Annotated in this window: 19 protein-coding genes and 1 pseudogene; 4 read left to right on the plus strand and 16 right to left on the minus strand. The window is 46.0% G+C overall.

Annotation, left to right across the window (positions count from 1 at the left end):
• Positions 1-8: 8 nt before the first annotated feature.
• The 4 genes from ACIH2S_RS17220 to ACIH2S_RS17235 all read right to left on the minus strand — a co-directional run bounded on the left by ACIH2S_RS17220 (position 9) and on the right by ACIH2S_RS17235 (position 5,361).
• Positions 9-1,661, minus strand: a complete 1,653-nt coding sequence (locus ACIH2S_RS17220; RefSeq protein ID WP_154599980.1) for an ABC transporter permease — start codon at positions 1,659-1,661, stop codon at positions 9-11.
• A gap of 62 nt (positions 1,662-1,723) precedes the next feature.
• Complete coding sequence (locus ACIH2S_RS17225; protein ID WP_410431431.1) at positions 1,724-2,671, minus strand: ABC transporter substrate-binding protein; 948 nt, start codon at positions 2,669-2,671, stop codon at positions 1,724-1,726.
• A gap of 47 nt (positions 2,672-2,718) precedes the next feature.
• Positions 2,719-3,471: an ABC transporter ATP-binding protein gene (locus tag ACIH2S_RS17230; RefSeq protein WP_036949197.1), complete on the minus strand. Its 753-nt coding sequence runs from the start codon at positions 3,469-3,471 to the stop codon at positions 2,719-2,721.
• Positions 3,472-3,642: 171 nt separating this feature from the next.
• Positions 3,643-5,361 carry a lysophospholipid acyltransferase family protein gene (locus ACIH2S_RS17235; protein WP_036949195.1) on the minus strand — a complete coding sequence of 573 codons (1,719 nt, stop codon included), beginning with the start codon at positions 5,359-5,361 and terminating at the stop codon, positions 3,643-3,645.
• 305 nt (positions 5,362-5,666) lie between these two features.
• On the opposite strand from ACIH2S_RS17235, the gene fdhF reads away from it, so the two are divergent.
• Positions 5,667-7,814, plus strand: coding sequence for a formate dehydrogenase subunit alpha (gene fdhF / locus ACIH2S_RS17240; RefSeq protein WP_080675601.1), 2,148 nt, complete (start codon positions 5,667-5,669; stop codon positions 7,812-7,814).
• 391 nt (positions 7,815-8,205) lie between these two features.
• Here the strand turns inward: fdhF and ACIH2S_RS17245 are convergent, their stop codons facing one another.
• Positions 8,206-9,801 carry a sigma 54-interacting transcriptional regulator gene (locus ACIH2S_RS17245; RefSeq protein ID WP_108479534.1) on the minus strand — a complete coding sequence of 532 codons (1,596 nt, stop codon included), beginning with the start codon at positions 9,799-9,801 and terminating at the stop codon, positions 8,206-8,208.
• Between the two features lie 510 nt (positions 9,802-10,311).
• Between ACIH2S_RS17245 and hydN the strand changes: the two genes are divergently transcribed.
• From hydN to hybG, 3 genes are read left to right on the plus strand one after another with little or no spacing between them, the layout of a single operon-like run.
• Complete coding sequence (gene hydN / locus ACIH2S_RS17250; protein ID WP_036949191.1) at positions 10,312-10,860, plus strand: electron transport protein HydN; 549 nt, start codon at positions 10,312-10,314, stop codon at positions 10,858-10,860.
• A 10-nt stretch (positions 10,861-10,870) separates the two neighbouring features.
• Positions 10,871-11,212, plus strand: coding sequence for a hydrogenase maturation nickel metallochaperone HypA (gene hypA / locus ACIH2S_RS17255; RefSeq protein ID WP_036949189.1), 342 nt, complete (start codon positions 10,871-10,873; stop codon positions 11,210-11,212).
• Between the two features lie 18 nt (positions 11,213-11,230).
• Positions 11,231-11,503, plus strand: a complete 273-nt coding sequence (gene hybG / locus ACIH2S_RS17260; protein ID WP_036949187.1) for a hydrogenase maturation factor HybG — start codon at positions 11,231-11,233, stop codon at positions 11,501-11,503.
• 134 nt (positions 11,504-11,637) lie between these two features.
• Here hybG and ACIH2S_RS17265 read toward each other — a convergent pair whose 3' ends face one another.
• From ACIH2S_RS17265 to ACIH2S_RS17315, 11 genes and pseudogenes are all read right to left on the minus strand, one after another.
• Positions 11,638-13,431, minus strand: a complete 1,794-nt coding sequence (locus tag ACIH2S_RS17265; protein WP_036949186.1) for an NAD-dependent malic enzyme — start codon at positions 13,429-13,431, stop codon at positions 11,638-11,640.
• Positions 13,432-13,472: 41 nt separating this feature from the next.
• A complete protein-coding gene (fumC, locus tag ACIH2S_RS17270) occupies positions 13,473-14,921 on the minus strand; it encodes a class II fumarate hydratase (RefSeq protein ID WP_036949184.1) in 1,449 nt (482 codons plus the stop codon).
• A gap of 881 nt (positions 14,922-15,802) precedes the next feature.
• Positions 15,803-16,255: a hydrogenase maturation peptidase HycI gene (gene hycI, locus ACIH2S_RS17275; RefSeq protein WP_154634725.1), complete on the minus strand. Its 453-nt coding sequence runs from the start codon at positions 16,253-16,255 to the stop codon at positions 15,803-15,805.
• A gap of 183 nt (positions 16,256-16,438) precedes the next feature.
• Positions 16,439-16,795: pseudogene (locus ACIH2S_RS17280) on the minus strand (formate hydrogenlyase maturation HycH family protein); the annotation flags it as partial.
• Positions 16,788-17,570 (minus strand): NADH-quinone oxidoreductase subunit B family protein, encoded by a 783-nt coding sequence (locus ACIH2S_RS17285; RefSeq protein ID WP_108479537.1) that lies wholly within the window; start codon positions 17,568-17,570, stop codon positions 16,788-16,790. The gene ACIH2S_RS17285 and the pseudogene ACIH2S_RS17280, both read right to left, overlap by 8 nt.
• Complete coding sequence (gene hyfH / locus ACIH2S_RS17290; RefSeq protein WP_036949180.1) at positions 17,567-18,118, minus strand: hydrogenase 4 subunit H; 552 nt, start codon at positions 18,116-18,118, stop codon at positions 17,567-17,569. Before hyfH ends, ACIH2S_RS17285 begins: the two co-directional genes overlap by 4 nt.
• A gap of 12 nt (positions 18,119-18,130) precedes the next feature.
• Positions 18,131-19,864 carry an NADH-quinone oxidoreductase subunit C gene (locus ACIH2S_RS17295; protein WP_036949178.1) on the minus strand — a complete coding sequence of 578 codons (1,734 nt, stop codon included), beginning with the start codon at positions 19,862-19,864 and terminating at the stop codon, positions 18,131-18,133.
• 1 nt (position 19,865) lies between these two features.
• Positions 19,866-21,446 carry a hydrogenase 4 subunit F gene (locus ACIH2S_RS17300; protein ID WP_154599974.1) on the minus strand — a complete coding sequence of 527 codons (1,581 nt, stop codon included), beginning with the start codon at positions 21,444-21,446 and terminating at the stop codon, positions 19,866-19,868.
• Between the two features lie 4 nt (positions 21,447-21,450).
• Complete coding sequence (hyfE, locus tag ACIH2S_RS17305; protein WP_154599975.1) at positions 21,451-22,101, minus strand: hydrogenase 4 membrane subunit; 651 nt, start codon at positions 22,099-22,101, stop codon at positions 21,451-21,453.
• Positions 22,102-22,113: 12 nt separating this feature from the next.
• The gene (locus tag ACIH2S_RS17310; protein ID WP_036949173.1) at positions 22,114-23,556 is read right to left on the minus strand and encodes a hydrogenase 4 subunit D; all 1,443 of its coding nucleotides are present in this window, start codon (positions 23,554-23,556) and stop codon (positions 22,114-22,116) included.
• A gap of 13 nt (positions 23,557-23,569) precedes the next feature.
• A complete protein-coding gene (locus ACIH2S_RS17315) occupies positions 23,570-24,520 on the minus strand; it encodes a respiratory chain complex I subunit 1 family protein (RefSeq protein ID WP_036949172.1) in 951 nt (316 codons plus the stop codon).
• Positions 24,521-24,528: the final 8 nt, after the last annotated feature.

Below are 24,528 nucleotides of genomic sequence, written 5' to 3' on the forward strand. Positions count from 1 at the left end.
ATGGTTGATTAACGGCTATACCGCTGCTGAATAAATTGCGCGCACAGCATCAAGGTTAAGCTTATCAATACTGCCAGACAGGCCATCGCCATACCGCTGCCGATGGAACCTTGCTCAAACTGGCGCCAAACAAAAATCGACACGGTTTGCATACCCGCAGGCGCCAGTAACAACGAGGAAACCAGCTCTCGTGATGCCACCGCAAACACCAACATCATCGCCGCCACTAAACTCGGTAAAACCAACGGAAATAAAATCAGTCTCAGTGACGTCATTAACCCTGCGCCATGAACCCGTGCCGCATCAGATAAGCTACCGCCAATTTGCGTGAATGCCGCACTGCAATAACGCACGGGATAAGGCAGTAATAAGCAACTATAAGCGAGCAATAAAATTCCCCAAGTATGATAAGGCGTGATGGGCCAAAACGGTTGATTCCACGCCAAAATAAGCCCCACTGCGACCACAATGCCGGGAATGGCAATTGGCAGCAATGAAAGCCCATCCAGTAAGGCTGCTCCACGGATCCGCTGCGCGACGACCAGCCATGCACATAAAAAACCCAATATCCCCGTCAATATCGCTGTTGCCGTTGCGAGAGAAACGCTCGTCAATAAGGCATCGAGGGCTTCCGTATGGCTATTTAATAGCCCAGAAAAATGCCGGAGCGTTAGGTTATCCAGCGTCAATCCGCCAGAAACCGTATTGGAAAATGCCGTGCCAAACATAGCCAGTAACGGCATGCCAACCGCGCAAAGCGCCACGAAAGAAAACAAACACACCACGGGAATACGCCAAATACCCAATGAGCGTGTCACCAATGCCGCGGCTTTGCCCGTATTCGTCGCCACATTGCGCCCAGATACTAACGAACGCTGTAAGGTGTAAGCCAGTAGCGCCAAACTGGCTAATACCAATGACAGCGATGCCGCTCCCGGTAAATCTATCGGCCAATCGGCAAGACGCTGCTCGATATCCGTTGTCAGAACCCGAATACCATTCGGCGAGCCAATCGCTGCGGGGATCCCATACTCTTCAATCGCTAAAGTGAAGACCAGCAATAAACCAGCGGCAATCGAGGGCAAAGAAAGAGGCAATGTCACTCGCATAAATGCCTGCCATGCGGATGCCCCATGAACTTGCGCCACATCCGCCAGCCGGTTGCCATTCGCAGCCATGCTGCGAGAGACCGCAAAGTAAAGAACGGGAAATAAATTCAATGACATAATCACCACCATTCCCCCAAGGGAAAATAGCGCGCTGCCGGGGCTAATACCAAATAATTGCTGAGAATAACCATTCGGTTGCAAGGTTAACATCCATGAAAGCCCTGCAATATACGGTGGAATTAAAAATGGGATCAAAAATAGTAAGTCCCAAATACGGGCAAAAGGCAGGTTAAATAACCCACGTAAAGCCCCTAATGGAATAGCTATCACGGCACTCACCAGCGCCACACCTAAACCCAGTAAAAGCGTATTTTGCAGTAAATTTGCCAGTTCCGGTTCATTAAATAGATGGATAATCGGTTGGAAAATTTGGCTGAAATCCCCTTGTCCAAAATGCGGAAATAGCGCTTGTAACACAATAAAACTCAAGGGAATAATCACTAAAATCGCCAAGGCGATTAAGATCGAGAATGGCAATAAACGACGAGTCATCATCAGAAAATCAGCTCCTGCTGGGTCGCTAATGCCACCCAGCGGCGAGGAAGAGAAAACCGTTAGCGGAAAATCCCACTAAAGCGAGATAACACGCTGCTGCGCTCTGCACTATCAGTGGTCGGTTCTGGCAACAGTGTTAACGTCGAAAAATCAGGGCGCTTACCGGCAACATCCATTCTGGCTGGCATCAACCAGGCATCTGCCACGATTTTCTGACCTTCAGGGGAGAGCACGTAATCAATAAAAGCCTTGGCTTCATTTTGCTGTTTACTGCTATTTAAAATCATCATTGGACGTGGTGCGATGGCCGTTCCGCTGCTTGGGAAAATCACCTCGATGGATTCACCTTCCGCGATGCTACCATAAGCCACATAGTCGACTGCACCAAATACAGCCGCTTTTGCCCCTTGCAACACAGGCGTTAACGCTTGCGCATTCGGACCAGAAATCACCATGCCGTTGGCTTTCAATTCAGAGAATAGTGTCCATGCGGCTTCTGGTTTCGCATTCTGTAATCCCAACAATAAGTCTAACGATGCCCCTGACAATGCCGGGTCTGGCATGGTGACTTTATCCTTAAAGACGGGCTGCGCTAAATCTGCCCAGTCCGTTGGTTTCGGCGTGCCACTTTTACTGTTCCAAACGATCCCCAATGCGGAGATCCCTTGCGCCACATAGTATGGCGTTTTAAATTGCGCAGGCACTTTTTCGGCATTCGGGCTTTCATACGCCAGTAACCAACCTTTTTGTTGAAGGTCTACCGCGGTATCCCATGAAGCAGAGATCAAGACATCCGCACGCGGGTTGGCTTGTTCCGCCTCTAAGCGCGCCATCACTTTACCTGTCGTAGCCTGAAAAACATCCACTTTCACGCCCGTTTGCTTTTCATACCCTGCCGCTAACTGTTTTGCCATCGCCCCTGGACCTGCGGTATAGACGGTCAATGCCTGGGAAGAAACGGAAAATAGTGCACAGGATAATCCTAAACTCATTGCGATACCTTTCATGGAAAAATGGTTTGATAACATTAGCTTTTGCATAACAGAGTCTCTCTTCATAAGGTGGTCAAACTGTCTATTTTGCCGTTTTGGATATGGGCAATTTGATGCGCCAATGCATGGGCTTCAGCCGGATCGTGCGTGACATAAACGGCGGTAATTTCTAGTGAACGAAGTAACTGCGCCATCTCATCACACAGAGCACGGCGCAAGGCAACATCGAGGTTAGAAAGGGGTTCATCAAACAGTAAAATTTCAGGTTCCGCGATAATGGCGCGGGCTAATGCCACCCGTTGCTGCTGTCCGCCTGAAAGGTCGGCAGGTTTACGCTTAGCAAACCCTGCTAATCCAACCCGCTCTAAGGCTTGGTTCACCCTATCCTCTATCGCTTGACTCGCCACTTTGCGCATACGTAAAGGAAATGCCACGTTCTGAAATACGGTCATGTGCGGCCAAAGTGCATAATCTTGAAACACCATACCGAGATTGCGCTGTTCCGGCGGGACAAGTCTCTGGGAACTTGCGACCAGCTTTTTATTCAAGAAAATCTCACCTGAGCTTGGTTGCAATAACCCCGCTAACAGCTTCAATAAGGTACTTTTACCGCAACCAGAGGGACCTAATAGCGCTAAGATAGAGCCTTTTGCAACAGTCAGATCAATCCCATCCAACACCGTTTGATGAGCAAAAATTTGAGAGAGTTTGTGAATAGAAATCATCGGATGCTGCGAAGCAAATTGCGCATTCGCTGCGTTAGCTTTTTGAAAAGCATCCTGACTCCCATTCAATGAAGAGAGTGCGTTTAACATACATTGTTATCCTCTTTGGGACTTAATCGTTATCGAGGATGCTACGAAAGGAATGGGTCAGTGAGATGACAAATTTATGATGGAATAATGACAGGGTGAATAATACTGGCGGAATTATTAATAGTATAAATAAAACAGGAAAGGATGAATCTTTTCACCCTTCCCGTCATTTTATTCAGTCGTCGATTGCGCTTGATGGACTGCAATATAACGCTGATAACGCTGCGGTTTTAAGCGGCTTAAATCCACCAAAACTAAACCGTCGATGCAGTCGTTGAACGCAGGGTCGGTACCAAAATCAATAAACTGCACCCCACCTGGCTCACACAGCTCGGTGTACTGTTTATACAGCGTCGGAATAGAGCAGCCAATATTGCTCAGTAAGCTTTTTAGCTTCACCAAATCTTCTTGGTAATTATTACCATCAAACTGAGCTAAAACCTGTGGTAGTGATGCCGGGTAAGGCTTACGAGATTGCGCCATTGCCAACTCAGAGGAAAAATAGAGGCGATAAAATGCAATCAGTAAATCACGCGCAGCAACGGGCATGCTTCCAGAGATAGACACTGGACCAAATAGATAACGATATTGCGGATACTTCGCTAAATACGCGCCAATACCTAACCAAAGATAATCTAAGCCGCGTTTGCCCCAATAGGCAGGCTGAATAAAACTGCGCCCTAACTCAATCCCTTGAGCCAAAATAGGCATCATGTCTTGGTTATAGTGGAACAGGCTATTACTGTAGATCCCCTCTAACCCTTTTTTCTCTAGCTGCTGCTCCGTCGGCACAAATCGGTATGCGCCCACCACTTCTAAATCCTCTTCATCCCATAAAATAAGATGGTAATAATCGTCATCGAAACTATCGAGATCACGGCGTCGACCGGAGCCTTCCCCCACCGCACGAAATGCGATTTCCCGCAATCGTCCTAGCTCACGTAAAATTGGCGTTCGCTCTTCTTGCTGACGCTGATAAAGGTAAATAATTTTACCATCGGGAGTCACGCCTAGTTGCTCGCAAGCCGCTAAAGCCTTTTTCAGTTCAATACGATCTTCGGGTAACGCGATTGGGGCTTCACAGGTAAACAGCCCCGCTTTTCCTTTACCTAGCAGATACACATGACGACGAAACCGCTCTGCCAGCTCATTATCATTCGTTCGCCCGTCATACCATTGAGAAAACGGGATGCGCCCACCGATACGTAATTTGATGCGATTATTGCGCTGCTTGAACATTTCGTTCACCAGCATCAAAGCCGATAGTGGCTTATACACCAAGGATGTTGTGTAGAACAGCAGGCTGTTACGAGCTTGCACATGCACAGGAACAATCGGTGCGCGAGATTTGGCGGCTAAACGTAAAAAACCCGTGCGCCAATGGCAATCACTAATGCCTTTCGTGCTCCAGCGAGAAACTTCCCCCGCAGGGAAAACAACCAAAGCTCCTTGGTTATCAAGATGAGATTGCATACCGACGACTTGCTGGCGGTTGGTGCGGTTGCCAACATTATCGACAGGAATAAATAAACTTTGAAGTGGCTCAAGGTAACTGAGCATTTGATTCGCAACGATTTTGACATCCGGTCGAACCGTTGCGACTGCGCGTAAAATGGCGAGCCCATCAAGAGAGCCAATCGGATGATTTGCAACAAATAAAACCGGACCTTGGCTTGGGATGTTTTCTAAATCCCCGTCGCCTAATTCGCAACGGACATTCAAATCATTCATAAATTGCTCGACAAGATCGAGCCCTTTTAGATGTGGGTAATCTTCAGCAAGCTGCTGGAAATCTCTTTCATGTAGTAAACGCTTTAATAATTTCCGTTTCCAAGCGGGCAGTGTTTGCTGCGGAAAAGCACTTTCCAGTAAAGCATCAACACTAAACATAATGAAGTCCTCTCACATGCGCGTTATTGGCAAATTTAAGTCATAATAATGACGAATAAATAACCACTTTGTGACAAGATTATGAAATAAATTATGCAAGAACTATACGTCATTGTCCGAGAAACCCTCGACACTTTTGACGATTTCCTCTCCATTTAGCTTTTGTTTACTTTTCACCTAAAAATATTTTCTTTTTATTCAGTTAATTACAAATTCAATCTCCGCTAAAAAAACTGGCACAAACCCTGCATTAGCTCTCTTGAAAGAGCGGGAAACCGCTACACAAAAATAGAGGAGCAATGTTGATGGAAAAAGTCATCACCGTCTGCCCGTATTGCGCCTCAGGCTGTAAAATCAACCTGAAGGTGGAGAACGGGAAGATCATTGGCGCAGAAGGCGCAAATGGTCACACAAATGAAGGGGAACTTTGCCTGAAAGGTTACTATGGCTGGGACTTCATTCATGACACGAAAATTTTAACGCCGCGTTTAAAAAACCCGATGATCCGCCGTCAGCGTGGTGGCAAATTAGAGGTCGTTTCTTGGGAGGAAGCCATTGAATTTGCAAGCTCCCGTTTATTAGCCATCAAAGAAAAATATGGTCCAAAAGCCATCATGACGACAGGTTCTTCCCGCGGTCCGGGTAACGAAGCTAACTTCGTGATGCAAAAATTTGTTCGTGCAGCGGTCGGTAGTAACAATATCGACTGCTGTGCTCGTGTCTGACACGGCCCTTCGGTTGCAGGTCTGCAGCGTTCGGTCGGTAATGGCGCAATGAGTAACTCAATTGTTGAAATTGAGGATACCAAATGTATTTTTGTCTTCGGTTATAACGCCGCGGACTCACACCCTATTGTCGCTCGCCGGATTTTAAAAGCGAAAGAAAAAGGGGCACAAATTATTGTCTGCGACCCGCGTTATATTGAAACCGCGCGTATTGCAGATATTCACTTGCCACTGAAAAACGGTTCAAATATCGCATTATTGAATGCGTTAGCCTACGTTATCATCGAGGAAAATCTGTATGACCATGCCTTTATCGAGGCACATACTGACAAATTCGACGAATATCGTGCATTAGTGGCGCCGTACACCCCTGAGTCGGTTGAAGAGATCACTGGCATCAAAGCTGAAGATATTCGCAGAACCGCACGGATGTACGCTAAAGCTGAAAATGCCACCATTTTATGGGGCATGGGTGTCACTCAGTTCTATCAAGGGGTGGAAACCGTTCAGTCTCTCACCAGCTTGGCATTACTCACTGGCAACCTAGGTAAGCCGCATGTGGGTGTGGGTCCTGTACGTGGTCAAAATAACGTACAAGGTGCCTGCGATATGGGGGCTTTACCGAACACGCTACCGGGCTATCAGTATGTTTCGGATAAAGCGGCTCTCGATAAATTTGCCAAATTCTGGGGCATTGACGCAATGCCGGATGAAAATGGTATTCCGCTGAGTGAAGTCCCTCACTTTATCGATGAAGGCATTCTGAAAGCACACTATGTAATGGGTGAAGATCCACTACAAACTGAGCCGGATTTAGCGACGATTCGCCGCACGTTCGACAAACTTGAGCTGTTAATCGTGCAAGATATCTTTATGACCAAAACCGCGTCGATTGCCGACGTGATTTTCCCAGCGACTTCTTGGGGAGAACATGAAGGTGTCTATACGGCAGCTGACCGTGGTTTCCAACGCTTCTATAAAGCAGTTGAACCTGTGGGTGATGTGAAAACTGACTGGGAAATCATCAGTTTAATGTCAACTGCAATGGGTTACCCAATGCACTACAACAACACCAAAGAAATTTGGGATGAGCTACGTGAGCTTTGCCCGATTTATTTTGGTGCGACTTACGAGAAAATGGCGGGCTTGGCATACATTCAATGGCCATGCCGTACATTAGAAAGTGAAGGCACCGAGTACCTGTATGAAGGTGGTAATTTCGATACACCAAATGGTCGAGGTCAATTCTTTACTTGCGAATGGCGCCCACCAATCGACCAAGTCAGTACTGAGTACCCAATGGTTCTTGCCACCGTGCGTGAAGTGGGTCACTACTCTTGCCGCTCTATGACCGGTAACTGTAAAGCCCTCGCATCTCTTGCTGACGAACCCGGTTTTGTTCAGATCAATACGGCCGATGCGAAAGCCTTAGGCATTAAAGATCAGGAACTGGTTTGGGTCTGTTCACGACAAGGTAAAGTCATCACCCGCGCAAATATCAGCGACCGCCCAAATAAAGGTGCTGTATATATGACGTATCAGTGGTGGATTGGTGCTTGTAATGAACTGGTCGCTGAGAACTTAAGCCCGATAACCAAAACACCGGAATACAAATATTGTGCGGTGCGTGTTGAGCCAATCGCGGATCAACATAAAGCCGAGCATTATGTGGTTCAGGAGTATACGGGTATCAAGCGTCGCTTACGTGAGGCGGCCGAAGGTTTATAGTTTATTTTGACCCTTTGCACTGTAGGAATGCCTATATAAAGCAAACCTACAGTGCAAATTTATATTAAAAACGACATAGATTAAAATCCACATAAAGATAATAAACATCGCCCTTCAACAAACGATTAAAATAAAATATTAATCATCATTAAAAACTATTTAATAAAAAAATAACCTTCCAACAAAATAATCAACATCCTTTATTTTCACTGATTATTTTCTCTTTCCCTTTTCCCTTTTCTTTTTTTTCTGTTTTTTAACACTTATCAATCTCTAAATAATTCGCGTTGTGGCTAGGCGGCAAACGAAGATATCTCGGGGAGCATACATAAGTATGTGACCCGAGTATCACAGTGCGGCCAACAACGCCACAGCGCGAATTATGACGAGATTACTGGAATAAGTCTTGAACACTAATTCCCAGTCTCTGCATTCTTGAAAGCAACGTCGTACGCTTCAAGCCTAAGCGGGCTGCCGCCCCTCTCGCCCCTGCAACCACCCCATTGGTGGCTTTCAGCGCTTCAATAATGCGGTTTCGCTCTTCATCGTCGCTCTCTGGTGCATCCGTCTGCATTTTTCGCTCTAATGAACTGGGCTTATTCAAAGCTTCTTTAATACGAGATGGCTTTGGGATATTTAGCTCATGCAATTGAATATTCAGCGTATTCCCACGGGTTAAAATCACGGCACGTTCAATCACATTTTCCAGTTCTCGTACATTGCCTGGCCATGGGTACAAGGATAGCTGCGCCAATGCATCGCGAGGAATACAATCAATTTTACGGTTCATACGCTGCGCCATTTTCTTGGTGAAATAGGTCGCGAGCAGCGGAATATCTTCAGGTCGGTCACGTAATGGCGGGATAACAATCGGGAACACATTCAAACGATAATAGAGGTCTTCACGAAACTCTCGGCCTTCCGTCATCGCCTTTAAATTGCGATTGGTCGCTGCCACAAGGCGCACATCCACAGGGATAACTTTATTGCCACCAATGCGCTCAATCTCACGCTCTTGCAAAACACGTAATAATTTTGGTTGTAAATCCAATGGCATATCGCCAATTTCATCTAAAAACAGCGTGCTTTTGTCCGCCATTTCAAAGCGACCAATATGGGTGCTCGTCGCACCTGTAAATGCGCCTTTATCATGTCCAAACAGGTCGCTTTCTAATAAACCTGTCGGAATTGCCGCACAATTCATTTTAATCAGTGAACGTTGATGGCGATTGCTAAGCTGATGAACGGCTCTGGCAATTAACTCTTTACCAGTACCCGTTTCACCCAAGATGAGCACAGTGCTATCGCTACGCGCTACTAAATCCACTTGTTCCAGCACTTCACGCATCGCCTGACTTTGAAAGACAATTTCGCTGAAACTATTGGTGTTTTGGATTTGCTCATTGAGCCATAAATTTTCATTTTTCAGGCTATCTTTGAGGCGCGTGATCTCGCCATACGCTGCGGCATTGTCTACGGCTATTGCAAAGCGTGCCGCCACTTGTTTCAACAAAGTGCAGCTATCTTCGGTGAAAATCCGGTCATCTTCATGGGATAATACCAAAACACCCAATGGCTTATGATTGAATGCCAACGGTAACAGCAAAGTTTCCGTCATCCCTTCCGCACACAAATTTTGATACAGAGGATCTTGAGTTTGACTATCAAGCGTTAAGCGCAGCGGTTTGTTGCTCTCCAAGACTTGAGCGAGATCTGCATGCAGTTCATTTAGATGATACTGGCTTTTTTTAACGGGTTTTGAGCGTTGATAATGGCTTGAATAACAAAGATAAACCGCTGAACTGACATTATCACAAAGAGCAACGCTAATTTGGCTAATACCAAAAAATCGGTAAATTTCTCGCGAAACTTCAGCCACTAACCCATCCATTTCAAGATGAGAAAGCACTGAGTTAGTGATGTCCACAAGGATCCTGAATTGGTCACGTTCATGACGAATTTGTTCGGTGGTTTCGGATATGCTCACAAAATCTCCAATCTCGTCCTAATCCGCTGCATTGCTAAGTCATTTATTTATTTTGCTGACTAACAATAATGAGAATTAGTTAGAGTTTTAAATTTTCATTTATAAACGACTTATTTATCAATAATAAAAATAAAAAAGTTTAATACTGTGATTAATGCGATTGCTGTTTTTGATTTAATACTAATATTGTAGTCATTATTTGAAAAAATAATATCAGAGTCTGATTTAAGTTTGATCCATTCACCTATTTTAGATATTGGCTGATTTAACCCAATATCCGCTTAATATCGATTTCATGCCTCTCGTCAATAATGTCGAAAACCGTGTCGAATATGAAATTTCTATTTTTTCGTGATTACCCGATAATATCTAACCGAATGATTTTATTAAATTAATTTATTTAACGAATTTGGCACGATCCATGCTTATCTCTAGGTATTGTCAGGATAAGACGAGGCAACCGAAATAAACCGGATCCCATGCCCGTTTACGATCATTCAGGAGAATATGATGAACCGTTTCATCATTGCAGACCCAAAGAAGTGCATTGGCTGTCACACCTGTGAAGTGGCTTGTGTGGTCTCCCACCAAGAGCAAGAAACAGGGATTGCCACCGTTGTAAAAGATGAGTTTTTTCCACGTATTCATGTACTCAAAGGCTATACCGTCAGCACAGCAGTGGTGTGTCGCCAGTGTGAAGACGCCCCGTGTGCCAATGTTTGCCCTAATGGCGCCATCAGCCGTAAAGATGATTTCGTGTATGTAGACCAATCTAAATGCATTGGTTGCAAAACCTGTGTTATCGCTTGCCCTTACGGCACCATGGAAGTGATTAGCCGCCCAGTTGTACAGCACACCACCGCACTCAATACCATTCCACAGTATCGTGCTGAGGCGCATAAATGCGACTTATGCCATACCCGTGAAGGTGGACCAGCTTGCGTAGAAGTCTGTCCTACAGAAGCCTTAATGGTCGTCGACAGAAATAAAATGGATGAAATTATCAAGGAACGCCGTCGTCGCGCAGCCTTTGAAAATCCAGCGGATATTTTGTCTTAAGGAATGACAAATGCATGAAGTTGCCTTATGCCAAAGCGCATTTGAGATTATTGAACAGCACGCTAAACGCAACCATGCTCGGCGGGTGACGGGTGTGTGGTTAGAACTCAGCGCCGTCTCTTGCGTAGAGGAATCCGCCGTGCATTTTTGTTTCGATATTATCTGCCGTAATACCCTCGCCCAAGGTGCCGAATTACATATCGTGATTTCCCCTGCACAAGCACAATGTCGAGATTGTCAGTATCAGGTACAAATAACCAAATTTGGTGAAGGATGCCCCCATTGCGGCAGCCAAAATTTAATTGTCGACAGTGCTAGCGCCATGCAAGTGAAGCAGATTGAAGTTGAATAACCCGTTTAGGAGCCAGTTATGTGTTTAGGTATTCCCGGTCAAGTGGTTGCCGTTGGTCAAACCCCCATGGATAGCGCCCAAGTGGATGTTTGTGGTGTCCAGCGTGAAGTGAATATTGCCCTCGTATGCGAAGGGGATACCGAGAGCATGGTCGGTAAATGGGTATTAGTTCACGTCGGTTTCGCCATGAGTATTCTTGATGAAAAAGAGGCTAGAGATACCTTAGAAGCGTTAATGGCAATGGAAGAAGTTGAGGAAGATGTAGGATATTTTTTGCGAGGAAACGCGTGATAATACGTGTTTATTCCCCCCACTGCTTTTTGTATTTCGCCCCTTTCTACGCATCAAAAAAACCTGACACACTTTTGTGTCAGGTTTCATTAATTACCGTTTTACTCAATCAAACTATCAATCACACTCTGTAATTAGATAGCCTCAACTGGCACATAAACCGGCCACCAAGATTGTGTTCTCACCATTTCAACTTCAGAATCACTGGCATTAACCCCTGCTACACCTTGGCTCTTCGCCATACGTAAAACAGCAAGAGCAACGATACTTGAAGTGATACGTAAATCTTCATTCGATGGTAATAACGATGCACCTTCTGAGCCTAATGTTGCTTGGCTTGCCACAGCTTGAACTGCGGCAAAAATCATTTCATCGGTAATTTTCGTGGCTTTAGACACGATAGCACCGAAGCCTAGCCCCGGATAAAGCGCAGCGTTATTTGCCTGACCGATTTTGTAGCAAACACCGTTATAAATCACATCATCAAATGGCGCCCCCGTTGCCACAAACACTTTACCTTCAGTCCATTCAATTAAATGCTGTGGTGTTGCTTCATGCAGTAATGTTGGGTTTGATAATGGGAAAATAATTGGGCGTTCAACGTGGCTTGCCATGCTGCGAACGATATCTTGAGTGAAAGCACCCGGAGTGGTTGATGTACCAATTAAAATTGTTGGTTTTACATTCTCGACAACCGTTGCTAAGTCAATAATACCTTTAGCTTTATTCTGTTTCGCAAGGATATCCGCCATATCCGGCCAGCGGGTTTGTGCTTCAACAGAAACATCAACAATCTTTCTTGGATAATTGGCAACATCTTGGCTGTTTTTCGCATAATCTTTTTGGAAATACAGTAAGCTGTCGACCATGTCAGTTGTCAGTAGTCCCGGCAAGTCAATTAACCAAATGCGAGAAATGGCTTCTTCACGAGATAGGCCACTACGGATCATTTGGTCACGAATTTGGTCTGCAATACCACAACCCGCAGTTCCTGCACCAAAGATAACCACTTTTTGCTCCGTCCAAGGCGTTTTACTTAATTTCACCGCATTCAATAAGCCCGACAATACAATGGCACCCGTGCCTTGCACATCATCGTTAAATGTCGCGAAATTCGCTCTGTATTTATCCAAAATGCGACGCGCATTTGTTGAACCAAAATCTTCCCAGTGCATCACTGCATTTGGAAATAGCTTTCTTGCCGCTTTGACATAAGCATCAACAAAATCGTCATAGACTTTGCCTTGAATACGCTCATGACGATTACCCACATACGATGGATCATTTAACAGTTTTTCATTGTTAGTCCCGACATCGAGAACAACAGGAATAACACTGTGAGGATCTACGCCCGCAGCGGCAGTATAAACAGCCAGCTTACCGACTGAAATATCGATACCATTAGAACCCCAGTCTCCGATACCTAAGATTTCTTCTGCGTCAGTGGTCACGATCAATCGAATATCACCACCTTCAGCACCGAATGCACGCAGCTTTTCTTCGATTAATTCAGGTTCATTAATACTGAGGAAGATCCCGCGAGGACGAGTAATAATCTCGCTATAGTTTTCAATAGCATCGCCGACAACTGGGTCATAAACAACTGGCAGCATTTCCAGCATATGACGTTGTAATAATGCATAGAACAATGTCACGTTATTATCGTGCAAACGCCACATGTAAATATGTTTATCTAAATCAGAATGGCATCCACGGTAAGCGTGATAAGCACGGTTTAATTGTGTTTCCATATCCTCAGTTACAACAGGAGGAAGAATACCATTTAAGTCCAGCGCTTTTCGTTCTTCTTCAGTAAAAGCCGTTCCTTTATTTAATGATGGATCGCGTAATACTTCATATCCTCTTGCAGTGGTTTTAATTTTACGAATGTTATTTTCCACAACAACTTTAGCTTGTCGATTATACATAATTAATACCTTTTAATTTAAATATTATAATTCAGAGAAAACTACGCGCCAGATAGACCATTTCCTGTCATATCAATCGGATTAACATATTTATTAAAATCTTCTTCACTTATTTTTCCAGAAGCGATTGCAGATTCTTTCAATGTGATATTTTTCGCTATTGCATTTTCAGCAATATGCGCTGCATTTTGATAACCAATAATTGGGGATAATGCCGTCACTAACATGACACTATTGTCCACATACTCGGTTATTTTCGTATTATTTAATTCAGTGCCTTCTACTGAATATTCCATAAATTTACGACAACCATCAGAAATAATACGAATGGAATGCAGGAGGTTATTAATAATTACCGGTCTCATCGCATTTAATTCAAAATTACCTTGGCTACCTGATATCGCAATCGCAGCATCATTCCCCATAACTTGAATACCAATCATGACCATCGCTTCACATTGGGTTGGGTTGACCTTGCCGGGCATGATAGATGAACCAGGTTCATTAGATGGCAATATTAATTCGCTGAAACCACAACGAGGACCCGACGCTAGCCAGCGCATATCATTCGCAATTTTGATCAGTGCCACTGCCAGTCCGCGAATAGCCGCATGTGTGCGAACTAATGCATCAAGAGAGCCTTGAGCCGTAAATTTGTTGGGTGCTGTAATAAACGGTTTTTGAGTTAATTCCGCTATCTTATCTGCGACATCTTTTGAAAAGCCTTTTGGCGCGTTTAATCCTGTACCAACAGCCGTGCCGCCAACAGCAAGTTTATAAAGATCTTGCTGACTACGTTTAATGTCATCTAGCGCATCGCGTAATTGACCCGCCCAACCGTGCCACTCTTGTCCCACGGTTAAAGGCACTGCATCTTCGAGGTGGGTACGACCGATCTTAACGACAGTCATCCACGAATCAGCTTTCTTTTCAATAAGTTGAATTAAATCTTCAATGCTCGGAATTAATTGTTCATCAAGCGCAAAAATAGCGGCGATGTGCATTGCAGTAGGGAATGTATCATTGGAAGACTGACCCATGTTGACATCATCATTGGGTCCAACGGGCAATTGTGTTCCTAATGAGCCACCGAGTAATTGAATAGCTCGGTTAGAAATGACCTCATTCACATTCATATTAGATTGTGTGCCAGAGCCTGTCTGCCATACATAAAGCGGATAATGCTCATCCAATTGACCATGAATAGTTTCATCAGCAGCGATAACGATCGCTTCTTTTTTCCATTCAGCTAATCGACCTGCTTCGCAGTTAACCAATGCACAAGCTTTTTTTACATAGCCATACGCGTGGTAAACCGATTTTGGCATTAAATCATCGCCAATATTAAAGTGCTGTAATGAACGTTGAGTCTGTGCCCCCCAATAACGATTTGCAGGAACATTTACTTTTCCCATGCTATCGAATTCTTCACGGGTGCCTGTTTCATTAATACCAATAGGGATGCTCTTATTTAGAATATAATCTGTCATTACAATAACTCCATTTTAAATATAAAACATATGAGCAATTCCTATACTAAGTTAAAAGAATTAATTAAACATCAAATACCAAACATACGTTTAAATAAGATATTAAAGGTATCAAGATAACAAAAATGTAGTTTAAAATATAAAAAATAAATTACCTGCCAATTTTTTATAAAAAATAATTATCGCAAACAGACTGTCTATTTCATCCAAAAATCATATAAAGACTAAAGTTTCAAAATAGCATTAAAAACAATATAATGTATTATCAATCTTATCTTTTAATGATAATTAAAATAAATTGAATAATTTAATTATATTAAGAATATCGTTAAATCACTGACATAAAAATAAATAACTCATTTATTGAGTTAAATATTTAAATTAAATAAACTTGAATTAAAAAATAAACCAACAGAACAAAAATAACTACTGAAATATAAATTAAATAATATAATTTAATATAAATTAAATTATAGAAAAGAGCTAAAAAAATGTTATTCATTTAAAATACAAGGTGATATACCCAAAGAGTTTCTCTGTAGCTTAATACGTATTAATTCAAAAAGAAATCATCTTTAATTATGCTTATGCAAAAATAAAGGTCATCACAACTCAACAATACTGAAGAGAAGCACTTTACAATAGTGATAATACCCGCCTTAGTTAGTCATTGAATCGAGATTCACGCACAAAACGAGTGACGAGTTTAATATTCATATCGATTCCATATTAAACACTGGATTTACGCAATTTTGGAGTAATGGACAAGCTTGCAGGATGAAAAGTTGTGGTTTTCAGTAAAAACCGCACTGCATCCCTGTAGCGCGGTCTATTTATTCCCTTAACATTCTATCCTTTAATTAAAGGCTTCCAGTTTATCGTTACTCACCCTCAAATAACCGGAATCCCCCTACCCCTTCCCATGTTGGTAAGGCTTGATAAACTTGCTCGACGGCGGCAACCACTTTGTCATTCATCGGCATATAAAAACCTACTAAATCGGGCTGAATGCCTAAGAAAATGATTTCTCCGACATCCTCTTTTAACTGGTCGATAAGAAAATTCAGCGGCAGGTTATGAGTGCTCATAATAAACATTTCAGCGATATCATCGGGGTCGATAACCCGGATTTCACCAGGTGCTAAACCAATATCCGCAGCATCCACAATTAATAAACGCTGAGGTTTTAACGCTCGCACTTGGTGAGAAACACTTTCAGGACTACTGCCACCGTTAATTGCCACCCAGCCATCAATCGGGGCTTGCTGCATGAGGTCGAATAGCATTGGGCCTGCGCCATCATCCCCCATCATGCTATTGCCCACCGCCAGCATCAGGTTTTGCACGGGTGATGGGTTTTCTGAAAGAGGCTGATTTTCCGCTGAAGATTCGGTTGCCATTGAAAAAGAAGGCTGAGTTTGTCTGGCGACATCGCTCATCGGCTGCCTTTTCGCTATCTGCCTTTTCACTATCAAATAAATGGCTGGCTCACGCTCAATTTCACCGAGCAATCGAATCAGTGTGGCGCTCCATGCCTGATAGGGCGAGTTACTGTCTTTAGCGAAACTATCTAATGCTAACGCCAGCATATTAGTGTGGGTAGAATCGATATTAATCTCGCCGAAGGTGATCAAGCCCTGTAATTTGCGACGCGCCTCCCCTTCAGGAAGCGCATTCACCCATGCTTGGAAGCCATCTAACGGGCACTCTAACTCGGTTTTAAGGCAGTCAATCATCCCAACATGGTGACCAATCGCCAGTGAGTAATACATGACTTGCTGCGCATCTTCTGGCACGTCATCGTCACTGTCGACAAACTTCTGGCGCAGTGACCAGAAAATCACTTTCCCCGTTTCAGTCGCTGACTCACTCATTGATGCCCCCTTGTTGCAACACGGTCACGAGTCGGTTCACAATCTCACGCAGGCGTGGGTCTTGCTCCTCGTCCATCCATGTTTGCATCGTAGCTTTCACTTGGCTTGGTGTCGCCCCATCTAGCAGGGTCAGGAAGCGATCACTGATTTCTCGACCTTGGTAATACCCTGCTTGGCGGCGCGCTTCACGCTCGATCATCACGCGAGTGGCTAGAGGAATTGATGGCAGTAAAAGCTCCACTTTTTCCCCGTTGGCTTCACGGTGATCTTGCCCAACCAATTTTTGATTCAATAACCCTAATGCCACTGCGAAACCGTAAATTGTGGCAGCTGGCGTTGGCGGGCAACCTGGGATCCACACATCAATCGGCACGATGTGTTCGCTGCCGCCCCAGACACAATACAGATCGTGGAAGATCCCCCCACCACAACCACAAGCCCCATAAGAGATACAGATTTTTGGATCCGGTGCAGATTCATACGCGCGCAGTGCAGGCATGCGCATCGCACGGGTAACTGCCCCTGTGAACAGTAAAATATCTGCATGGCGCGGAGACGCCACCACTTTGATCCCGAAACGTTCCGCATCGAAAACGGGGGTGATTGCCGAGAAAATTTCGATTTCACATCCGTTGCAACCGCCACAGTCCACGCGATACACATAGGCTGAACGCTTAATATCTTTCAGCAGCGTGCTTTTCAGTTTTGCCACCTGCTCATCGAGAACGATAGGCTGGCTAACGTGATGGTTTACGGGGATATTTGGCAGACTCATGATTTATCTCCCTGAATATGCAAACGGAAGTTCTGACGATCATTATTCAATAAGTTGTTTTTTTGCTTACAGGATGGACAGGTTTCATACATTGGGCGCAGGGCTTCAATGCCGCCTTCCTCAATCCCCGATGCCACCATCAGCGCCATGGCATACTCCACGGATTTTTTCGGGGCGAATGCTTCGCCACACTGGCGACAATGTTGCAGGCGGAACGTCCCTTTCATGTACAAATCCGCTTTGTTCATTACCGCGGTTTCAAACTCTTCCGTTAAGTGAATGGCGCGAGTCGGACAAACTTCTTCACAGCGCGCACAATAAATACAGCGACCTAAAAACAGCTGCCAGCGGCGTTCACCACTTTCTAAGTCGGTTTCCATGGTTAATGCATTGGCTGGGCAAGCGGAAATACACGCGCCACACGCAATACACTGCTGCGGGTCGTATTCCGGTTTGCCTCTAAATCCGTGAGCCACTTCCAGCGGTTTGAACGGGTATTTCACCGTTGCGGTACCCGCATTACGAAGGGTTTTGAAAAGTTTAAACATGGTGTCCCTCCGTTATTTCATAATCGAATGTTTGCGCTCGATACTGTGCTGTTCGAGCTCTTTGTATGCCACGGTTTTCGCTTTTCGTTTTTTCACATCCACCAGCGTCACGCGGTCAGTACAGGAGTAGCAAGGGTCGAGGCTACCGATAATCAATGGCGCATCAGAAACGGTATTGCCTTGCAGCATATAGCGCAGCACTGGCCAGTTCGCGTAAGTAGCCGCACGGCAACGCCAGCGATACAGTTTTTGGTTATCGCCGAGCATGCTCCAGTGAACATCTTCACCTCGCGGCGCTTCGGTATAGCCCAGTGCAAATTTATGAGGCTGATAGGTAAAGCCTTCGGTCAGAATTGGACCTTCCGGCATATTGTCGAGGGCATATTCAATCATCGACAGAGAGTCCAATGTCTCTTTAATGCGTACCATCACGCGGGAATAGACATCGCAACCATCTAAGGTGAATAAGGTTTTTGGTAAATTGCCATAGTCGGCAAATGGGTGGTCAAAACGTACATCGCGTTTAAAACCGCTGGCACGGATCATCGGTCCTACTGGGCTGTAATCACGGGCAACTTGTGGGTCAAGACGACCGACACCAACGGTACGCTGCTCCATATTTGGTGTGCTCAGCAACATATCCACCAGCTGAGTCACATCTTGGCGCATCTCTTTGACCAACTGAATGGTTTTCACGCGCTGCTCTTTTAAGAAGTCACGACGAACCCCACCAATTAAGTTGGTACCGTAAGTTTTACGGGCGCCTGTCAGTAATTCCGCCATGGTCATGGATTTTTCACGGACACGGAAAAATTGCATGAAACCAGTATCAAAACCGGTGAAGTGGCTCGCTAAACCTATATTCAGCAAGTGGCTGTGTAAACGTTCCACTTCCAGTAACACACTACGAATAGTATGAGCACGCTGAGGGACATAAATACCTAATGCGTTCTCAACTGAGGTGGTGTAAGCCACGCTGTGGGTGAAGCCGCAAATACCGCATACGCGATCAGATAAGAAAGTGACTTCGTTGTAGCCCATACGGGTTTCAGCCAGTTTTTCCATTCCGCGATGCACGTAGAACATACGGTAATCCGCATCCACAATACGTTCGCCATCCACAAACAGACGGAAGTGCCCCGGTTCATCGGAAGTGATATGCAGCGGGCCAATTGGTACGATGCGGCTTTGAGTTTTGCTGTCGTTGATAAACTCGTAGGTTTCAGTGTCAGTGGTTGGCGCAGGGCGCTGACGATAATCCATGGTGTCTTTGCGCAGCGGATACAGGTCTTCCGGCCAATCATCCGGTAGCACTAAACGACGCTCATCCGGCAAGCCCACTGGGCGTAAGCCGTACATATCACGAATTTCACGTTCTCCCCACACCGCCGCAGGCACGCGCGGCGTTACGGATGGAAATTCTTGAGTGATTGGGCTGACATAGGCTTTTACCGTCACCCAACATTTTTCCCCCTCTTCCATCGACAGCGCGTAATAAACCGCAAACTGCCCATTTAGAGGGCGCTCATCGTTCCCCCATAACACCGGCAACCAACCGCCGCAGCCGTAATAGAGGAATTCCACCACTTCTGGCAGCATCTCAGTTTTGACGGTAATGGTGACTTGGTTGGCAGTTTGCCACTCCTCTTCCAGCATGGCATGAGGAAATTTCTCGCGCACTTTTGCCAGATAGCCCGCGCCTTTGCGAACGCCCTGAAGGGTATCTGTATAATTCTGATAGCTCACGTTATTTCTCCTGCGATGAAGGTTCGGAGGTGCTTGCACCCCACGGCCATTGGTAATTTAAGGTGGTAATTTGGTGGTCGACTGTCGCGCTGTCTTTGAGCACGATCGTCGCGGCATTTTCCAGTAAGCGACTGACAGGCTGAGGAATATACGTCCCCATCACCAGCATCAGTACAATCAAAATCGCCATCGGTAATGTGGTTAAAATGCCCAGCTCACCACGCGCTACGCACTCTGGTTGTTCGCCAAATAGGGTTTTGGAGATCATGCGGATCAACCCACCCAGCACCACCGTAATTAAGATCAGCACCAGCAAGGTTAGCCAGAAATGGTTAGCGACTAGCCCCGCCACCACAATCATAAATTCACTTAAAAAGACGTTGAATGGCGGCATACCGCCCAGTGCTAATGCGCCACCCGCAAACACCACCGCGGTAAATGGCATAGTGCGCAGTAACCCTTTCACCACCGTAATATCGCGAGTGCCATATTTCAGTAAAACGTTACCGGAGCCGCAGAACAGCAAGGTTTTACCCAAACTGTGGTTTAAGGTATGCAGCAACGCAGCCAGTACACCCAAAGGTCCACCAATACCTAATGCCACCGCGATCAATCCCATGTTTTCCACACTGGAGTACGCCAGCAAACGTTTCATATCTTTTTGTACCAAGATAAAGAACGCCGCCACCGCCACGGACATTAATCCAAATACCAGCAGTAAGGTTTGCGTAAATTCGCCACCAATTGATGAGGTCACAATGATGTAGTAACGGATGATAATCAGCAGTGCGCAATTCAGCAGCACCGCAGACAGCAGCGCCGACGTTGGGCTTGGTGCTTCACTGTGCGCATCCGGCAACCATGCGTGCATTGGGAACAGACCCGTTTTGGTACCAAAACCGATTAACACAAATACAAAGGCAAGGTGCATCAGGGTTGGATCGAGAAGGTCGGTATATTTCAGGACTTCCGTCCAGAAGATAGCCATTTCAGGATCCGGCATGACGTTCACCGCATTGGCATACACTAAAATGGTACCGAACAGACCGAACGCCACACCCACGCTACAGATAATGATGTATTTCCACGCGGCTTCCAGCGAAGAGCGTTGACCGTAAATGCCCACTAAAAACGCGGAGCTTAAAGTGGTCGCTTCGACCGCTGCCCACATTAAAATCAGGTTATTACTGGTGATCACCAACAGCATTGTGAACAGGAACAAGTGGAAGAAACCGTAATAGTTACATAAGGTTCCAACACTGATTTCCCCTTCATGCACTTCATGGTTCATATAACCGATAGAGTACAAGCCAGTCAGGAAACCGACGATCCCCAAGATAGCGAGGAATAACCCTGCGAGGCTATCAAGGTGGATCCAGTGACCTGCCATCAGCAAGTCACCGACTTTATCTATCGTGCCAACCATCCAGAGCGATAACACCAGTAATACCGTGATCCCAATAGCATGGATCAAGGTGACGGGGATTTTTGCCCCGTTACCCATTAAGCGGCAGGCGAACGCCAGCAGTGAAATCACCAGCGGAGTTGCCATCAATAAGGTTAATAACATTGTTTGACTCATCTCATCACCCCTTCAGCGCGGTCAGTTGATCCACGTTCAGTGTGTTGAGCGTGCGATAAATTTTACGAGCCAATACCGCCATAATGATCACCGCAAATATGGCGTCTGTGGCGATACCAATTTCCACCAGCTCAGGGGCTTTATACGCCAGTAACGCGAGGGTTAGGTGGGAGCCATTTTCCATGAGGCAGTAACCAAAGGCTTGCTTGAGAATATTGCGTTGAGTCACGATACACAGCAGCCCCAACATAAAGTGCCCAAGAGAAACCGCTAATGCAGGTTTTAAATCCGCCGCCAACGGCAATTTAATTGGCTCGACCACAAACCAGCACAGCACCACAATCACCGCTGCTGCTAACATCAACCAAGCTGGGCTAATCACCCCGCCGTTCGCGGTTGGGTCAGACAATTTTCGGAAGGCGTAGCCCATAATCAGCGGAACCAAAACCACTTTGGTGGCAAACGCGGTACCTGCCCACATTGCCAATTCAGGTGCATTTAAGGTGTAGGAAAGCGTGCCGAAAATCGCCACTAACACCAGCGACTGCAACGCATAAAACCAACAAGAGATCACCGGCTTTTTCGCGCCGATCACCAGCAGAGACGTGATCATCATCAGCCCTGCTAAATTATTTACAATCATTGAACCAGTCATACTTTCTCTCCCTTAACCGAGCCAGATGACGGCAATAACACTAGAACAGAAGGACATCACGATCAGTAAGCCGATAACCCACTGCATTGCCCAAGGAACTGCGCTGCCGTTTGCCACTTCTTCGCTAGGTTCACCCGGAACCACTTTGCCGAACCAGTACAGTAACCATGCAAAGCTCGCGACAGATTCAATCAGTACCAACACCATAATTGGCGTTAATACCCAGAACTGTTCCGACAGCGCGAAGCCCGCTGCAAAGATAGGGAATTTACTGAAGAAGCCATTCAGTGGAGGAACACCTGCGATGGCGAGTGCCGCCACACAGAAGCCCACACCGAGTAATGGATAGCGTTTTGCTAAACCACGTAAGCGCGGCAGCATACGTGTACCACAGCTATAACTCAGCGCACCTGCCACTAAGAAGAACAGGCTTTTCGCAAAAGCGTGGTTGAAGATATACGCGATACCGCCATCGAAGGCTTCTTTGGAACCGAAAACGGATAAGGATAAAGCGAGGAAAATATACGCCAGCTGCGTGATGGTTGACCACGCCAGCAGACGTTTCATGTCTTTCTGCGGCAGGTACATCATAAAGCCATACACCAACGTAATGACCGCCATCACGACACCCACCCAACCAATGATTTCTGGCACATGGGTAGAAGACATCAAGCCACGGGCAAAGATATATACACCCACTTTCACCATGGAGGCGGCGTGTAAGTAAGCACTAACTGGGGTTGGTGCTTCCATCGCATCGGGTAGCCAGGCTTGCAGTGGTAACTGGGCTGATTTACCCCATGCTGCAAACAGAATACCGCCAAACACGATCAGGCTTTGGGATTCACTCAAACGGTCAATGGCGCTCAGAGCAAAGGTACCCGTGCTGATAAACAGGGTTGCCGCCGCCATGTATAAGCCGAGTGAGCCAACATGGGTGATCAGCAAAGCTTTCATCGCTGAACGCTGGGATTTTTCAGTTTGGTAGTAACCAATTAGCGCCCAAGAACATCCACCGGTAATTTCGAAGAACACTAACTGCCCTAAGATAGTGGAAGAGAGCACAACCCCTGCCATCGCACCGATAAAGATCAGTAAGAAAGCGTAATAGCGACGAGTGGGTCCATGAGCGTGCTCACGGTTTCCTTCAGTGAGATACCCCGTTGAGTAGAGGCAAATCAAGAAGCCGAGGAACACGACCGCAAACGCAATCAGCGTGCTCACGCCATCCACAGTAAAACCGAACAGCGCGACATCACCCGTCTGAATTAACTCCAGTGTGGTGGCGACCTTACCGCCGTCTAAATAGAGCCAACCCAGTGCTGCTGTTCCCAAAGAGGCTAGCAACGCCACTAAGGTACTTAGCCACGGTGCTAGACGGGTGGGTAGCACACTGACCAGCAACGCCCCGATGAACGGGATTATCAAGGTTGCTAGTGCAATATTTTCTAACATGCTTCGTCGCTCCTTATAGACCGGTGAGGTAGAAGACGAATCCGAGTGCCGCAACACCGAATCCTAACCAAGTCACATGGTGCGTTAATAAGAAACGACCACGAGCCAGACTGTTTTCGACCAGCGACGCCAGCACGAAAATCACCAGTAATTTCACTAGCAGTAATCCCATCGCTAACAATACGCTGCCAACGGTAAAGGTACTGGCATTGCCGAATGGGAAGAAAATCGACAGGAACAGAACCGCAACGACCACTTGTTTCAGACCAATGCCCAGTTTCACCATCGCGAATCCTGAACCGGAGTATTCGGTTAATGGACCTTCTTGCAGCTCTTGCTCCGCTTCTGCCACGTCGAATGGGATTTTGCCCATCTCAATAAATGTCGCGAATCCGCAAGCGAGTAGCGCTAATAACGTAGCAGTTGGAGACACCCAGCCTTCACTCATCGTGGCGCTGATGGTGCCAATATTGGTGGAACCAGCAATCAGCGCAACAACCAGCAAACCGAGGAATAACGTCGGTTCCACCAGTACGCCAAGTGTCAGCTCACGGCTCGCACCGATACCCGCAAATGGGCTACCGGTATCGAGACCGGAGAGTGAGAAGAAAAAGCGGAATAACGCGAAGATATACAGCACGATAATGATGTCAGCTGCGCCACTAAACAGTGACGTGTTCGTGACCACTGGCAATGCCATCGCTAGCAGCAACATGCTGCTCAGCAGCACATACGGCATGATGCGAAAGATAATGCCTGAATCACGCGGCGCCACAGATTGGCGAGTCATCAATTTGATGATGTCGCGATAATCTTGCCAAATTCCGGGACCTTGGCGAGAGTGCATTTTGGCGCGAATTTGACGAGAGATCCCCGTGAACAGCGGCGTCAGCAGCAGTAAAACCACGGCTTGAACGACGGCGAAGATCCCTGTCATCAATGTGGGTGTTTCTTGAATCGACATGGTTTCTC

The organism is Providencia lanzhouensis (assembly GCF_050469745.1).
Classification (GTDB): domain Bacteria; phylum Pseudomonadota; class Gammaproteobacteria; order Enterobacterales; family Enterobacteriaceae; genus Providencia; species Providencia lanzhouensis.

Coding starts and splice junctions, on each gene's coding strand:
- ACIH2S_RS17300 (WP_154599974.1), bottom strand. CDS start 21,446: ATGAGTCAAACAATGTTATTAACCTTATTGATGGCAACTCCGCTGGTG.
- ACIH2S_RS17315 (WP_036949172.1), bottom strand. CDS start 24,520: ATGTCGATTCAAGAAACACCCACATTGATGACAGGGATCTTCGCCGTC.
- ACIH2S_RS17235 (WP_036949195.1), bottom strand. CDS start 5,361: ATGTTTAGTGTTGATGCTTTACTGGAAAGTGCTTTTCCGCAGCAAACA.
- hyfE (WP_154599975.1), bottom strand. CDS start 22,101: ATGACTGGTTCAATGATTGTAAATAATTTAGCAGGGCTGATGATGATC.
- hycI (WP_154634725.1), bottom strand. CDS start 16,255: ATGCTGGCGGTGGGCAATAGCATGATGGGGGATGATGGCGCAGGCCCA.
- hypA (WP_036949189.1), top strand. CDS start 10,871: ATGCATGAAGTTGCCTTATGCCAAAGCGCATTTGAGATTATTGAACAG.
- ACIH2S_RS17225 (WP_410431431.1), bottom strand. CDS start 2,671: ATGAAAGGTATCGCAATGAGTTTAGGATTATCCTGTGCACTATTTTCC.
- hyfH (WP_036949180.1), bottom strand. CDS start 18,118: ATGTTTAAACTTTTCAAAACCCTTCGTAATGCGGGTACCGCAACGGTG.
- ACIH2S_RS17220 (WP_154599980.1), bottom strand. CDS start 1,661: ATGACTCGTCGTTTATTGCCATTCTCGATCTTAATCGCCTTGGCGATT.
- hydN (WP_036949191.1), top strand. CDS start 10,312: ATGAACCGTTTCATCATTGCAGACCCAAAGAAGTGCATTGGCTGTCAC.
- ACIH2S_RS17285 (WP_108479537.1), bottom strand. CDS start 17,570: ATGAGTCTGCCAAATATCCCCGTAAACCATCACGTTAGCCAGCCTATC.
- ACIH2S_RS17265 (WP_036949186.1), bottom strand. CDS start 13,431: ATGTATAATCGACAAGCTAAAGTTGTTGTGGAAAATAACATTCGTAAA.
- fumC (WP_036949184.1), bottom strand. CDS start 14,921: ATGACAGATTATATTCTAAATAAGAGCATCCCTATTGGTATTAATGAA.
- ACIH2S_RS17230 (WP_036949197.1), bottom strand. CDS start 3,471: ATGTTAAACGCACTCTCTTCATTGAATGGGAGTCAGGATGCTTTTCAA.
- ACIH2S_RS17310 (WP_036949173.1), bottom strand. CDS start 23,556: ATGTTAGAAAATATTGCACTAGCAACCTTGATAATCCCGTTCATCGGG.
- hybG (WP_036949187.1), top strand. CDS start 11,231: ATGTGTTTAGGTATTCCCGGTCAAGTGGTTGCCGTTGGTCAAACCCCC.